Raw genomic sequence first — 13,556 nt, forward strand, 5'->3', positions numbered from 1 at the left:
TTATCTGTCACGGAAAGCCTGTAATTGTCGGTACCCGCAAATCTCTCCCGCCGTAAAACACCGTTTCATTTGCAATTGCAACCTTTGGTCCGGTCTCGGTTCCAAGCAACTGCGTAGGCCGCGAGCGATCCACTGCCGCCACAAATACAGTGGCACGCCGGCCAAGCATTTACCGGCGGGTTTCTTGCCGAAAGCGAGAACTTGACAGCGGGCCACTTCGTACATCCAGTGGCGGACGTAGCCTTTGGTCATCCGCTCGGGGACGTTGCAATGGAATAGTAAAGCGTTCGGTACGTACCAAAATGTGCCGCCGCCCTCGCGATAACGGCGCATGTAGTCGGTATCTTCGGTAAACGGAATCGTTGTGCCGGGGCCCAAGTCTTCTCGAAACCATCCGTTTCTGGCGGCGGCGGCGGACCTAAGGGCGGTATTAACGCCGCCCGGAATCACGTCGTTAGCCAGCAAGCTTTCGTTGTCGCCGAAGTCGCGAGTATTGGTGATGCCGCGGGGTAATGAAAAAGGTCCTTCGGTATGCAGCCAATCCGGAATTTTCCCTAACCATTTGGGTAATACTTTGCCGGCAAATCCATCGATTTCCGGATGCTGCGCAGCAGCGTCGATATAGGCCTGTAGCCAGGCCGGGCTCGGTTCGACATCGTCGTCGGTAAACACCAGCAGTTTGCCGCGGGCTTCACGGATCGCCCGGTTTAACGCTCTGGATTTGCCGGGGATGGGTTCCGATAGCATTTGCAACGGCAAGCGGCCGGTTGAAATTTCGTCTGCGATCACTTGTGCAGTGTCGTCGGTACTGCCATTGTCGATCAACAACAATTCCCAGCGCACATCCGCGGTTAAACGCATGCCGGCCAGCGCATCGAATAGGCGGGGTAATATTTGCGCTCGGTTGCGCGTGCTGATAATTACTGAAGCATTCAACATAAATACTGTGCTGGTAGATAGATGTTGTGCCGGGCTATAGCGGATGGTCGAAATAATCGCCGTCGATGCCGCTCCGGTACCATTCGCTTAAAACATCTTCCGACAGCGGCGGATCGCTGTAGATTTGGTAACGGTTGCCGTGCGAGCCCAAGGCTTCGTAACCCAATTCTTTGAACAATGCTGTCAAACGCGGTGAAGCCACTTCCAAGTTTCCCCAACTGATGCCGTTTTCCCGCCAGTAAGCGAATACATGGTACAGCAAGCCGCGAATGGCCGGATCGTCTTGCGGCAGATAAAACACGTCGCGCAGCACCGCCATGCTGACCGAGTTTGCAAAGTTTTGCCGATGCCAGATCGCATAAGCGCGCAAAACGCCCGCATTGTCGCGCAGCGCGAGCAGTTGTAACGGACAAGTCGGGAATTCGAACAGGCGCCAGTTAAGATAGCGGCTGCTGCGCTCCAGGCACGATGGGTAAGCTGTTTTTGCCCGATTCCAAAGCGAATCGAACTCGGCTCCGCAGTGGTTGCATTCATCCAAAATGAATTCGCGGCGGTACAAATTTCGGTCGCGCCAGCGTAAGCCGAGGTCGCAGGCGCTGCCCAGGATTTGTCCTAACAGTTTGCCGACCCGTTTTTCCCAGGAGCCGCGATAACCGATGCGCAGGCGAAAGAAGTCGTTACCTTCGCCGCCGATTCTGGCGAAGCCGCATGACCCGAAAGATTTCTGAGTGATTACCCCGGCCGTAACGCTTCCATTTATGGCAGTCACTCCGCAACTGAACTTGATCAGCGCGGTCGCCAAGCCTTTTCCTCTATAGTCTGAGTCGATACAGGTATTAGCACCGAAAGCTAGGACGGTGGATTTTCCGTTCAACCACCACGGCTGAGCAAACATGGCTCTGAAACCTATCATGCGTGAGCCGTGCCAGGCGCCGACGCCAGGGCCGGGCAATGCGCTTTGCCAGGGATTATGCGTGATGCGTCGCTCGAACCATTGGCTAATATGTTGCGGGTGGTCGCGGAATTCGTCGAAATTCGCGACCGCAAGCCGGATGCATTCGCCGATATCCTCTGGTTGCAGGATGCGAAACTGAAATTGGTCTGCCGTATCGGTTACGGTATCTGGCATCGGCGATTCCTGAAAATGTTGGCGAATAATCCGCTCAAACTGCAAAACGGATCAAATAGCAGTGAGCAATTATTAGCCAAATCCTGACGGCTGCCAAATTAACGATGGCGATTTACTCCGAGCACGGTTAACGCTTTGTAATGCTGCGTAGTAACCGTGTTAGATTTCGCTGGTCCGCGCTACGGCGGAACCCAGCGAACAGATTCATTACCGGCGGATTCTGCACGGTCCGGTAACGCAGAGCAGCAGAAGGCTAACCGGCTAAGCTGCGTTTCTTTCGGCTCAAAACGCCCAACAGGCCGCCCAACAATAACCAAACCGCACCGGGCAGAGCGGCTTCCGGATTTTGCAACGGCAACGCTTCGAGTAACGAAGGAATGCCGATCCAGCCGAAAAATCCGGCCTGCATGCCGAAATCCAGCCAGTGTTGCAGACTGGTTAAAGTTTCGCGAAAAGCGGAACTGGCGCCGCGTTCGGCGTGTTCGGCAAAATTCATCGCCGTCTCCCGCCAAGAGTTAGCCGCCGGTTCAGATGGGCGGACGCCGGCTGCTGCGGCAGTTTGCGGTAACATAACCGCCACCAACGCTAGGTGGAGAGATAGCAAAACCGGAAGTAGCGTTTTTTGTTTTTCCATAAATAAGACCTCGCAAATCGGCGATTAATTTAGAGGTAACAACCCTGGGCCCTAGGCTCAGGCATCCTGTGCAATACCAGAATAGCAGCATATGTGCCAATAGCAATAGTTTGTTTGGATTGGTTTTTTTCGAGCCAGATCAGCGCTGATGTCCGGATTTCGACACGCGATGACGACAAATTGTGGCTAACGCAGCAAGTTATCGGATCTGCGATGCTTGTTCGCGGTGCGATCCCGCATAGATTTTTCTTCGGCTTGCGACATGTTGCCAAGCCGGGCGGGCAGCGGTTTTGTAGTTGAAAGTTATCGATAAGTTGTTAGAGTAATAGCCGTCTCGGAACCGCATATAAAAATCATGTTACGCAAAATCCTGATCGCCAATCGCGGCGAAATTGCCGTCCGCATTATCCGTGCGTGTGCCGAAATGGGTATCCGCTCCGCCGCGATATATTCCGAAGCGGACCGTTTTGCCTTGCACGTGAAAAAGGCCGACGAGTCTTACTACATCGGTAGCGAGCCTTTGGCGGGCTATCTGAATATTTACGGTTTGGTCGATCTGGCTTTGCGCACCGGCTGCGATGCGATTCACCCCGGTTATGGCTTTCTGTCGGAGAACGCCCAATTTGCCAAGGCCTGTCAGGAGCGCGGGTTGGTCTTTATCGGACCGTCGGCGGAAGTCATCCGGCGCATGGGCGATAAAACCGAAGCGCGGGCGGCGATGAAAGCCGCCGGCCTGCCGGTCACGCCAGGTTCGGACGGCAATCTGGAAAATGTCGATCATGCCTTGCAGGTCGCGGAGCAGATCGGCTATCCGATCATGTTGAAAGCCACCTCGGGCGGCGGCGGTCGCGGCATCCGGCGTTGCGATAACCCCGACGAACTTCGCCAAAATTACCAACGCGTCATTTCCGAAGCGACCAAGGCCTTCGGCAGCGCCGACGTGTTTCTGGAAAAATGCGTAGTCAATCCGATCCATATTGAAGTTCAGGTTTTGGCCGACCAATTCGGTAATACCATCCATCTCTACGAACGCGATTGCTCGGTACAGCGCCGCAACCAGAAACTGATCGAAATTGCGCCGTCGCCGCAGCTCGACGAGGCTCAGCGCCAATATCTGGGCGGTCTGGCGGTGATGGCGGCCAAGGCGGTTGGCTATACCAATGCCGGTACCGTCGAGTTTCTACTGGACAGCAACGGCCGGTTTTATTTCATGGAAATGAACACTCGGGTGCAGGTCGAACATACCATCACCGAGACCATCACCGGCGTAGACATCGTCGAAGAACAAATTCGCGTCGCTGCCGGGCTGCCGTTGCGCTTCAAGCAGGAAGAAATCGTCAGGCGCGGTTACGCAATCCAATTTCGCGTCAATGCCGAAGACCCGAAAAACAATTTTCTACCCAGCTTCGGCCATATTTCCCGCTATTACGCACCCGGCGGTCCCGGCGTGCGTACCGACACCGCGATATATACCGGCTACGAAGTGCCGCCGTTTTACGATTCGATGCTGGCTAAAGTCATTGTTAGCGCGATGACCTGGGAAGACGCTATCAATCGCGGCGAGCGGGCTTTGAAGGATATGGGTTTGTTCGGTATCAAAACCACGATTCCGTATTACCTGCGGATACTGGCGCACCCGGATTTTCGCCGCGGTCGCTTCAACACCGGTTTCGTCGAAGCCAATCCCGATTTGATCAATTATTCCAACAAACCGCGCCCGGAAATACTGGCCAGCGTACTGGCGGCCGTCGTTGCTTCCCATACCGGCCTCTAAGCCAAGGAAACCCTCATGAGCAAAGTGTATGTAACCGACGTTATTCTGCGCGACGCCCACCAGTCGCTGATTGCCACCCGGATGCGAACCGAAGACATGCTGCCGGCCTGTGCGATGCTGGACGACATTGGCTATTGGTCGCTGGAATGTTGGGGCGGCGCCACCTTCGACGCCTGCTTGCGCTTTTTAAAAGAAGACCCTTGGGAGCGCTTGAGCAAATTGAAAGCGGCTTTGCCCAAAACCAAGCTGCAAATGCTGCTGCGCGGTCAGAATCTGCTGGGCTACCGGCATTATTCCGACGATGTGGTGCGCAAGTTCGTCGAAACTGCGGCCTGCAACGGCATGGACGTGTTCCGCATCTTCGACGCCTTGAACGACATCCGCAACCTGGAAACGGCCGTCGAAGCTACCCGCGAAGCCGGCAAGCATGCCCAAGGCACGATTTGTTATACCACCAGCCCGGTGCACGACATCGCCAGCTTCATCAAGCTGGGCAAGGGCTTAGCTAATTTGGGCTGCAATTCGATTGCGATCAAGGACATGGCCGGCCTGCTGACGCCTTACATTGCCGGCGAACTGGTCAAGGCCCTGAAAGACGCTGTCGATCTGCCTCTACATTTGCATTGCCACGCGACCGCGGGTCTGGCGGAAATGTGTCAGATCAAGGCCATCGAGGCCGGCTGCGAGCACGTCGACACCGCCTTGTCGTCGTGGGCCGGCGGCACCAGCCATCCGCCGACCGAAAGCCTGGTTACCGCATTGCGCGGCACCGAGTACGACACCGGGCTGGATTTGGATAAATTACAGGCGGTTAACGACTATTTCGCCGCAGTCCGCAAAAAATACCATCGCTTCGAAAGCGCCTTTACCGGCATCGACACTCGCGTGCATATCTTCCAGGTGCCGGGCGGCATGATCTCCAATCTGGCCAACCAGTTGAAAGAACGCAACGCGCTGGATCGGATCGACGAGGTATATCGGGAAATCCCGGAAGTGCGTAAAGACCTGGGCTATCCGCCTTTGGTGACGCCGACCTCGCAAATCGTCGGTACCCAGGCGGTGTTGAATGTGTTGATCGGCAAACGTTACGAGACCATCAGTAACGAGGTCAAACGTTATCTGCATGGCGGCTACGGCAAGGCGCCGGCGCCGGTCAATGCGCAATTGTTGGCCAAGGCGGTCGGTAAGGAAGAAATCATCGAATGCCGGCCGGCCGATTTGTTAAAACCCGAGTTCGAGCATCTGCGCGGCGAAATCGCCCATCTGGCGCTGAACGACGAAGATGTGTTGAGTTACGCGATGTTTCCGGAGATCGGCAAACAATTTTTGGAATTGCGTTCCACCGATAATCTGGTGCCGGAACCGCTCGAACTGGAACAGGCGCCAAAGCCCGGCGAAGTCAAAAAAGCGCCGACCGAGTTTAACGTCGCTCTGCACGGCGAGCAGTACCATGTCAAAGTCACCGGCGCCGGCCCGAAAAACCAAAGTCTGCGGCATTTTTATTTCACCGTCGATGGCATGCCGGAAGAAATCGTCATCGAGACGCTGGACGAAATCGTGCTGGATGGCGGCGCCCAGGGCGCGGTGCAAAGCGCGATTGCCAGCAAACGCCGCCGCCCCAGCGAACCGGGCGATGTCGTCACCAGTATGCCTTGCAACATCATCGATGTGTTGGTCAAGGAAGGCCAGAAAGTCAGCGCCGGCCAAGCCCTGCTGGTCACCGAGGCGATGAAGATGGAAACCGAGATCACCGCGCCGATTGCCGGCATCGTCAAAGCAATTTATGTGGCGAAAGGTGACGCGGTTAACCCCAACGAGGTATTGGTGGAAATAAATTGAGAGAAAAGCGGCAAGACGAAAGGTAAAATAGAGCGGCTTTGCTTAATCGCCTAAACTTTATCACCACGATGTGCAGTGCGGTGGCCAAGGTAAGCGATTGGCTCCGCCACTGTTTTCGTATTCGACCTTTCGTCCGGCTCTACCGTGAAACCAACCCCCGTCACCGAAGCTTCGATCCACCACGCTGCCGATTTGCTCAGGCAGGGTCAATTAGTCGCGTTTCCGACTGAAACCGTTTATGGCTTGGGCGCCGATGCGTCCAATCCGGAGGCGGTGGCGAAAATTTTTGCGGCCAAGGGCCGGCCGGCGGACCATCCTTTGATCGTGCATATTGCCGGTGCCGAGCGAATGGCCGATTGGGCCGATCCTGTGCCCGATGCCGCCTGGCGCCTGGCGGAACACTTCTGGCCGGGACCGTTGACGATGATTTTAAAAAAACGCCAGTCGGTGCCGCTGGCGGTGACCGGCGGCCAGGATACCGTGGGATTGCGGGTGCCGGCCAATCCGGTGGCGTTGCGGTTGCTGCAGGCGTTTGGCGGCGGCGTCGCCGCGCCATCGGCCAATCGTTTCGGCCGCATCAGCCCGACCTTAGCCCAGCACGTGGCCGAAGAATTGGACGACAGTGTGGCTTGTATTCTGGACGGCGGCCCCTGCGCCGTAGGGGTGGAATCGACGATCATCGACCTCAGCGACGACATCCCGACCATCCTCCGTCCCGGCCGCATTACCCGCAGCCAACTCAAAGCGGTATTGCATGCCGATATTCGGCTCTCCTCGCAAACCAAGATCCGGGCGCCGGGCATGATGGCTGTGCACTATGCGCCCAACACAATGGCCTTTCTCTGCCCGGCCGACACCCTGATCGCAATGGCCGACGACCTCTGCGCCAAGGGGCAGCATATCGGCATATTGGCCTTCAGCGCCGAGATTGCCGAAATTCCCTGTCTGCATATTCTCAGGCTGCCGGCCGATGCCGAGCTTTATGAACCGGCACTGTACAGTTCGCTGCGGGCTCTGGACAATCTGGCATTGGATACGATTCTGATCGAACAGCCGCCCGAGACCGAAGCCTGGGCCGCCGTCAACGACCGCCTGAATAAAGCCACGGTTTGAGATGGACGACACGGAATGGATGCGCTACGCGATCCGGTTGGCGCAGCGCGCCGAGGATCAAGGCGAAGTGCCGGTTGGGGCTTTGCTGGTAAAGGATAACCGCTGTATCGCCGAAGCTTGGAACCAACCGATCCAAACCCACGATCCGACCGCCCACGCCGAAATCGTCGCATTGCGCAAAGCCGGCCAAGTCCTCGATAACTACCGTCTGATCGATACCACCTTGTACGTAACGCTGGAGCCCTGCGTGATGTGCATGGGCGCCATCGCCCACGCTCGCGTCAAACGCCTGGTGTTCGGCGCTTACGATTCCAAGCGCGGAGCGGTCTGCCATGCGCTGCAACTCAGCGATGCGGAATTTTTAAATCACAAGGTGGAATGGACGGGCGGGGTACTGCAAACGGATTGTGCCGACTTGCTCGGCGACTTCTTCAAGGCCCGCCGCGCACGCGCCAAAAAGACCGGCTAAGCCTTTCGCGATCGGTGCCCGAAACCGCCGCGAAAAGGATTAACAAAGTATTTCATCAGTCTCCTACATGCCGGATTGCAACTGCCGTTAATCCAAACACGGCCGACCGGAGTAGCCGGCCGTTACCGGTCATGGTATTCCAGCTCCGGATATTTCTGCTCGCCCGGATGCTGGTTTTTTTGAAGATGGCGGAACAGATAATTCTGTAAGGTACCGGTATAAGTTATCCCGGCGTGGTAATCGTAAAACTCGTATTCGGCTTCTTCTTCGGCTGGCGCAGGTGTTTTCGCTACCGTATGTTCGCCCTGTTCGGCCCAGGCCGGCGCCAGCCAAAGTCCGCATAAAACGGCCAACCCTGCGGTTTTTAGTGTGTTGTTTTTTTTCATATTAGTCACCTCTGTTCAATTACAGCGGTTTCGGGCGCAATTCCGACCTTGCCGTTCCAAGCATAGTTCCTGAGTCCCCAGCCATTTCCGAGCTTTCCGAAACAGTGGTGATAACGGCACAAGCCCGAACCGCTGCAGGAAAGTCCAAGTCCGCTCAGTGCAAACTATCTTACTTGTCGGGAATGTTGCCCGATAAGTATTCGCATCGATAACGCTTAAAAATATGGAGTACGCTATAAAACCGACATTCACCATGACGCCCCCGGCGTTTTGTGATCGGCGTTATTGAAGTACTCACTCGCAAAAGTTCCGATTCAGTCAATCTGTGTCGACGCTACCCTCCGCGCTTGAAATTAGTCAAACGCGCTACCATGTTTTTGCAGCATGGTAGCTTTGTCGAGGGTATCGCCAAAATTACCAAATCCTAGATTCCGGGTTCCACGACCCATCGTTGGAACCCATTAACCGGAGGCCGATATGCAAAAACCACATGATCAGAAAACTTCCGATCCCTTCGTCAAGCGCGTGCTTGTGGTCGGCGCGGTGGCGGCCGTATTGCTGACCGTTTGGAACTGGCGGCCCGTGCCATCGGCTCCGGAACCGGCATCGATCCGAACCGTGGCGGCGCGCGGCGATTTGGCGGCCGACGAGAAAAGCACCATCGAGCTATTCGAAAAATCCCGCGATTCAGTGGTGTACATCAGCACCGCCGCGCTGGTGCGCGACGCCTGGACCCGTAACGTATTTTCGGTGCCCAAGGGTACCGGCTCCGGCTTTATCTGGGACGAAGCCGGCCATGTGGTGACCAATTTCCATGTCATCGCCGGCGCCAACGAAGCCACCGTCAAACTGGCCGACGGCCGCGATTACAAAGCCGCGCTGGTCGGCGCCAGCCAGGTGCACGACATTGCGGTGTTGAAGATCGGTGTCGGCTTCAAACGGCCGCCGCCGGTGCCGGTCGGTACTAGCAGCGATTTGAAGGTCGGGCAAAAAGTGTTCGCGATCGGCAACCCGTTCGGTCTGGACTGGACCTTGACCAGCGGCCTGGTATCGGCGCTGGACCGCTCGTTGGGCGGCCAGGAAGGTCCTGCCGTCGAGCATTTGATTCAAACCGACGCGGCGATTAATCCCGGCAATTCCGGCGGTCCGTTGCTGGATTCCGCCGGCCGCCTGATTGGCATCAATACCGCAATCTATAGCCCCAGCGGCGCCTCGGCCGGCATCGGTTTCGCGGTGCCGGTGGACACAGTGATGCGGGTGGTGCCGGAATTGATCAAACAGGGCAAATACATTCGTCCGGCCCTGGGCATCGAAATCGATCAACAGATGAACGAACGGCTGGCCGCTTTGACCGGCACGGCCGGCGTCGCGGTGTTGCGCGTACAACCCGGTTCGGCGGCGGATAAGGCCGGCTTGCGCGGTGTCGAACTCACGCCGAACGGGATAATCCCCGGCGACATCATCGTCGCGATCAACGGCAAGCCGGTCGACTCCTTGTCCAAATTGTTCGCCCGCCTGGACGAACAGAAAATCGGCGATGTCGTCAAAGTGCAACTGGTCAACAACGGCCAGACCCGCGAAGTCGAAGTAACCTTGCAGCCGGGGAATTGATTGGGCTTGGTAGTTGGTTAGAACTACCAAGCTGTAAATGATCGAACCCCACCGTCGCTCCCGCGAACGCGGGAGCCCCGTTGCGCATTCGATTCGCACCTTGGCTGCAAAATCTCGCCAAATCCGGATCGACTGGTATGCTCGCAGACTAAACGCCTGCATATCACCAGCCATGACCCCAACCAAACCGCCCAAACTCAATCCGCGTAAATTGCTGCTCAGCAAATGGACCGCCGTCGCGCCGCAAAACCGGGAAAAGCATTTCATCGTCAGTAAGGTGCTATGGCCCGACGATCCGACGTTACCTTTGGAGTTGATCGAACTGGAAGCGGTGCACAGCAAGCGCATCCAACTGCTGCCGTGGCGGGCTTTGCAGGACACCGCCACCTGGCGTCAGGGCTGGCATTGAGCGATGAGTTACAACCTGGTCTGGTTCAAGCGCGATCTGCGCCTGCACGACCACGCGCCGCTGTGGCAAGCTTGCCGCCATGGTCCGGTCCAGTGCCTGTACATCATCGAACCCAGCCTTTGGGCCGCGGCCGATGCGGCAAGCCAGCACTACCTTTTTCTGCGGGAAAGTCTGTTAGACCTGGATTTGGCGCTACGCAAACGCGGTGGCGGCTTGCGGGTCGAAATCGGCGCAGCGGTCGATGTGCTGGAACTGCTGTGGCGGCAGGCGCCATTCGCGGCCTTGTATTCGCATCAGGAAACCGGCAACTGGCTCAGCTTTCAGCGCGACTTGGCCGTGCAGCGTTGGTGTCAGATGCGGCGTTTAACATGGCACGAATATCCGCAATTCGGCGTCGTGCGCCGTCTGCGGGATCGCGATCTATGGCAGGCCGAGTGGGAAAAACTGATGGCCGCGAACTGTCTTGAGGCACCAACGGCCGGCCAATGGCTGCAACCGGAGTTGCCAATGACGTTACCCGAGCCGCAGACCTTGGGCCTAACTCAACCTGATCCGCCGCAGCGGCAACAGGGCGGCCGCCGCCAAGGTATCGAAACCTTGCGCGATTTTCTGTTCGAACGCAGCCGCGCTTATCGCGGCGGCATCTCCTCGCCATTATCGGCGCCGACTGCCTGCTCGCGGCTGTCGCCGTATCTGGCCTTCGGTTGTCTGAGCTTGCGGGAAGTAGTGCAAGCCAGCCGCCGCCAGATCGCTGCCTTGCCGCAAGGCGACCCGCGCCGGGCCGGTCTGACGGCTTTCGTCAGCCGGTTGTACTGGCATTGCCATTTCATCCAGAAGCTGGAAAGCGAGCCGGAGCTGGAATTCAGAAATATGCATCGCGGCTACGACGGTCTGCGCGAAGCCGATTGGAATCCGCATCATTTTCAAGCCCTGATCGACGGCCGCACCGGCTGGCCGCTGGTCGACGCCTGCGTGGCGATGTTGAAGCAGACCGGCTGGCTGAATTTCCGGATGCGGGCCATGCTGGTTTCGGTGGCCAGTTATCCGCTGTGGCTGCACTGGCAGCCGGTCGGCCATTGGCTGGCCCGGCAGTTTCTGGATTACGAGCCGGGGATTCACTGGAGCCAGATGCAAATGCAGGCGGGCACCACCGGCATCAACGCCACCCGCGTCTATAACCCGATCAAACAAGCTCGCGATCACGACCCGCACGGCCACTTCGTTAGGCATTGGCTGCCGGCCATGCGGCGGGTGCCGCAGGCATGGCTGTTCGAACCTTGGCGGATGCCGGCCAGACTGCAACAGCAATGCGGGGTCAAGGTCGGCGTCGATATTGCCGAACCGCCGGTCGATCTGGAAATCGCCACCCGGCAAGCCAAAGCCAGACTTTATGCCGTGCGTGGCAAGGCCGAAGTCAAAGCCGCCAAGGCCGCCATCGTCGCCAAACACGGTTCGCGCCAGCGGCCGGCGCCGCGTCGAAAAGCTCGATCCGCCAGCGGCTGGATTCAAACCGAATTGGAGTTTTGATGCATCGCAAGGCTTCGCTGCCGTCGAAAGTCTGCCCGGTCTGTAACCGGCCGTTTGCCTGGCGCAAGAAATGGGCAAAAGACTGGGATGCCGTGAAATATTGCTCGGAACGCTGCCGCCGGCAACGGCCTGCGGTAACCGCGACATGACTACATTGCGCCTGATCCTCGGCGACCAGCTCAATCCGTTACACAGCTGGTTCGCCACGAGCGACCCTGACGTGATCTACACGCTGATGGAAATCCGTCAGGAAACCGATTACGTGCTGCACCATGCCCAAAAAATCATCGGTATTTTTGCGGCGATGCGCGACTTTGCCGGGCAATTGGCCGCTCGAGGCCATCGCGTGCACTACCTGAAAATCGACGATGCCGGCAACCGGCAAGCGCTGACCGCCAATCTGGATTGTTTGATCGACCGCTTTCAAGCGCAGCGTTTCGAATACCAGTTACCCGACGAATGGCGGCTGGATCGGCAGTTACGGGAGTACTGCCAAAACCTGGCTATCGCCAGCCGGGCCTGCGACAGCGAACATTTCTACACCGAGCGCGACGAAGCCGCCCAATGGTTCGGCGAACAGCCGCATTGGTTGCTGGAAAAATTCTACCGGCGGATGCGGGTCAAACACGGCGTATTGCTCGACGACAGGCAACGGCCGCTGGGCGGACAATGGAATTTCGACCATGACAACCGCAAGGCCTGGCCCGGCGCGTCGGCGCTGCCTTACGACAACCGGCCGCGCCATGACCATAGCGCGCTGTGGCAAAGTATCCTCGCCGGCGGCGTTAACAGTTTCGGTGCGGCTGAGGCCGAAGACTTTCGCTGGCCGCTGAATCGAGCGGAAGCGTTACAGCAACTCGACGCGTTCATCAGCGATGGCTTGGCGCAGTTCGGCGATTTTCAGGATGCGATGAGCCGGCGCAGCTGGCGGCTGTTTCATTCGCTATTGTCGTTTGCGTTGAATACTAAAATGCTCAACCCGCGCGAAGTGGTCGAGCGAGCCGAAGCAGCCTATCGCCAGGGCCAAGCGCCGCTGGCGGCCGTCGAAGGTTTCATTCGGCAAATCATCGGCTGGCGCGAATACGTGCGCGGCGTGTACTGGGCCAAGATGCCGGATTATGCGCAACTCAATCATTTCGGCCACACCCGGCTGCTGCCGTCCTGGTTTTGGAGCGGCGAAACCCAGATGAATTGCCTGACGGCCTGCATCGGCCAGTCGCTGCAATACGCTTATGCCCACCACATCCAACGGCTGATGGTGATCGGCAATTTCGCATTGCTGGCCGGCTTGGCGCCCGAGGCGGTGCATCGCTGGTATCTGGGTGTGTATATCGACGCCTTCGAATGGGTGGAATTGCCCAACACGCTGGGCATGAGCCAATTCGCCGACGGCGGCTTGCTGGCCACCAAGCCTTACGTCTCCAGCGCGGCCTACATCGACCGGATGAGTGACTATTGCAAGGGTTGTCATTACGATAAAAAAGCCCGCAGCGGCGAGCGCGCCTGCCCATTCAACACACTTTACTGGTATTTTTTCATCCGGCACCGCGACCAGTTGCACGGCAATCCGCGGGTGACTATGGTCTACCGCAATCTGGAGCGGTTTGCGCTGGCCGAACGCGATGCTATCGTTAGCCGAGCCGAAACCGTTTTAGCGGATTTGGAGCGACTCTGAAGAAATTTGCTATAGCCGATCTTCACCCCTCAGAGCGTTCTGCCGGAAGCG

At 57.6% G+C, this 13,556-nt stretch carries 13 protein-coding genes; 9 read left to right on the forward strand and 4 right to left on the reverse strand.

From position 1 onward, the window contains the following. The 3 genes from NP603_RS10000 to NP603_RS10010 all read right to left on the reverse strand — a co-directional run bounded on the left by NP603_RS10000 (position 1) and on the right by NP603_RS10010 (position 2,564). Positions 1–939, reverse strand: coding sequence for a glycosyltransferase family 2 protein (locus NP603_RS10000; RefSeq protein WP_256610726.1), 939 nt, complete (start codon positions 937–939; stop codon positions 1–3). Between the two features lie 34 nt (positions 940–973). Beyond that, positions 974–2,068 carry a GNAT family N-acetyltransferase gene (locus tag NP603_RS10005; protein WP_256610727.1) on the reverse strand — a complete coding sequence of 365 codons (1,095 nt, stop codon included), beginning with the start codon at positions 2,066–2,068 and terminating at the stop codon, positions 974–976. A 253-nt stretch (positions 2,069–2,321) separates the two neighbouring features. Beyond that, the gene (locus tag NP603_RS10010; RefSeq protein ID WP_256610728.1) at positions 2,322–2,564 is read right to left on the reverse strand and encodes a hypothetical protein; all 243 of its coding nucleotides are present in this window, start codon (positions 2,562–2,564) and stop codon (positions 2,322–2,324) included. 493 nt (positions 2,565–3,057) lie between these two features. On the opposite strand from NP603_RS10010, the gene NP603_RS10015 reads away from it, so the two are divergent. The 4 genes from NP603_RS10015 to tadA all read left to right on the forward strand — a co-directional run bounded on the left by NP603_RS10015 (position 3,058) and on the right by tadA (position 7,897). Then, on the forward strand, positions 3,058–4,476 hold the full coding sequence (locus NP603_RS10015) for an acetyl-CoA carboxylase biotin carboxylase subunit (RefSeq protein WP_256610729.1): 1,419 nt from the start codon (positions 3,058–3,060) through the stop codon (positions 4,474–4,476). A gap of 15 nt (positions 4,477–4,491) precedes the next feature. Then, positions 4,492–6,315, forward strand: coding sequence for a sodium-extruding oxaloacetate decarboxylase subunit alpha (gene oadA, locus NP603_RS10020; protein ID WP_256610730.1), 1,824 nt, complete (start codon positions 4,492–4,494; stop codon positions 6,313–6,315). A 144-nt stretch (positions 6,316–6,459) separates the two neighbouring features. Then, on the forward strand, positions 6,460–7,428 hold the full coding sequence (locus NP603_RS10025; RefSeq protein ID WP_256610731.1) for an L-threonylcarbamoyladenylate synthase: 969 nt from the start codon (positions 6,460–6,462) through the stop codon (positions 7,426–7,428). A 1-nt stretch (position 7,429) separates the two neighbouring features. Beyond that, positions 7,430–7,897 (forward strand): tRNA adenosine(34) deaminase TadA, encoded by a 468-nt coding sequence (gene tadA / locus NP603_RS10030; RefSeq protein ID WP_256610732.1) that lies wholly within the window; start codon positions 7,430–7,432, stop codon positions 7,895–7,897. Between the two features lie 122 nt (positions 7,898–8,019). Here tadA and NP603_RS10035 read toward each other — a convergent pair whose 3' ends face one another. Further along, entirely contained in the window at positions 8,020–8,283 is a 264-nt protein-coding gene (locus NP603_RS10035) for a hypothetical protein (protein ID WP_256610733.1), read from the reverse strand. A 477-nt stretch (positions 8,284–8,760) separates the two neighbouring features. Between NP603_RS10035 and NP603_RS10040 the strand changes: the two genes are divergently transcribed. The 5 genes from NP603_RS10040 (at position 8,761) to NP603_RS10055 (ending at position 13,505) form a co-directional block, all read left to right on the forward strand. Then, a complete protein-coding gene (locus tag NP603_RS10040) occupies positions 8,761–9,894 on the forward strand; it encodes a S1C family serine protease (RefSeq protein WP_256610734.1) in 1,134 nt (377 codons plus the stop codon). 172 nt (positions 9,895–10,066) lie between these two features. Continuing rightward, positions 10,067–10,303, forward strand: coding sequence for a TIGR02450 family Trp-rich protein (locus NP603_RS10045; RefSeq protein WP_256610735.1), 237 nt, complete (start codon positions 10,067–10,069; stop codon positions 10,301–10,303). A gap of 3 nt (positions 10,304–10,306) precedes the next feature. Beyond that, a complete protein-coding gene (locus NP603_RS10050) occupies positions 10,307–11,830 on the forward strand; it encodes a cryptochrome/deoxyribodipyrimidine photo-lyase family protein (protein ID WP_256610736.1) in 1,524 nt (507 codons plus the stop codon). Beyond that, positions 11,830–11,979, forward strand: a complete 150-nt coding sequence (locus NP603_RS22010) for a DUF2256 domain-containing protein (RefSeq protein WP_371928821.1) — start codon at positions 11,830–11,832, stop codon at positions 11,977–11,979. The genes NP603_RS10050 and NP603_RS22010 overlap by 1 nt, the downstream gene beginning before the upstream one ends. Continuing rightward, entirely contained in the window at positions 11,976–13,505 is a 1,530-nt protein-coding gene (locus NP603_RS10055) for a cryptochrome/photolyase family protein (protein ID WP_256610737.1), read from the forward strand. Before NP603_RS22010 ends, NP603_RS10055 begins: the two co-directional genes overlap by 4 nt. Positions 13,506–13,556: the final 51 nt, after the last annotated feature.

This window comes from Methylomonas aurea (genome assembly GCF_024505045.1).
GTDB classification, from domain to species: domain Bacteria; phylum Pseudomonadota; class Gammaproteobacteria; order Methylococcales; family Methylomonadaceae; genus Methylomonas; species Methylomonas aurea.

Excerpts from the sequence above, each read along its gene's own strand:
- NP603_RS22010 (WP_371928821.1), top strand. The coding sequence starts at position 11,830 with ATGCATCGCAAGGCTTCGCTGCCGTCGAAAGTCTGCCCGGTCTGTAAC.
- NP603_RS10005 (WP_256610727.1), bottom strand. The coding sequence starts at position 2,068 with ATGCCAGATACCGTAACCGATACGGCAGACCAATTTCAGTTTCGCATC.
- NP603_RS10010 (WP_256610728.1), bottom strand. The coding sequence starts at position 2,564 with ATGAATTTTGCCGAACACGCCGAACGCGGCGCCAGTTCCGCTTTTCGC.
- NP603_RS10050 (WP_256610736.1), top strand. The coding sequence starts at position 10,307 with ATGAGTTACAACCTGGTCTGGTTCAAGCGCGATCTGCGCCTGCACGAC.
- tadA (WP_256610732.1), top strand. The coding sequence starts at position 7,430 with ATGGACGACACGGAATGGATGCGCTACGCGATCCGGTTGGCGCAGCGC.
- NP603_RS10000 (WP_256610726.1), bottom strand. The coding sequence starts at position 939 with ATGTTGAATGCTTCAGTAATTATCAGCACGCGCAACCGAGCGCAAATA.
- NP603_RS10045 (WP_256610735.1), top strand. The coding sequence starts at position 10,067 with ATGACCCCAACCAAACCGCCCAAACTCAATCCGCGTAAATTGCTGCTC.
- oadA (WP_256610730.1), top strand. The coding sequence starts at position 4,492 with ATGAGCAAAGTGTATGTAACCGACGTTATTCTGCGCGACGCCCACCAG.
- NP603_RS10055 (WP_256610737.1), top strand. The coding sequence starts at position 11,976 with ATGACTACATTGCGCCTGATCCTCGGCGACCAGCTCAATCCGTTACAC.
- NP603_RS10035 (WP_256610733.1), bottom strand. The coding sequence starts at position 8,283 with ATGAAAAAAAACAACACACTAAAAACCGCAGGGTTGGCCGTTTTATGC.
- NP603_RS10040 (WP_256610734.1), top strand. The coding sequence starts at position 8,761 with ATGCAAAAACCACATGATCAGAAAACTTCCGATCCCTTCGTCAAGCGC.
- NP603_RS10015 (WP_256610729.1), top strand. The coding sequence starts at position 3,058 with ATGTTACGCAAAATCCTGATCGCCAATCGCGGCGAAATTGCCGTCCGC.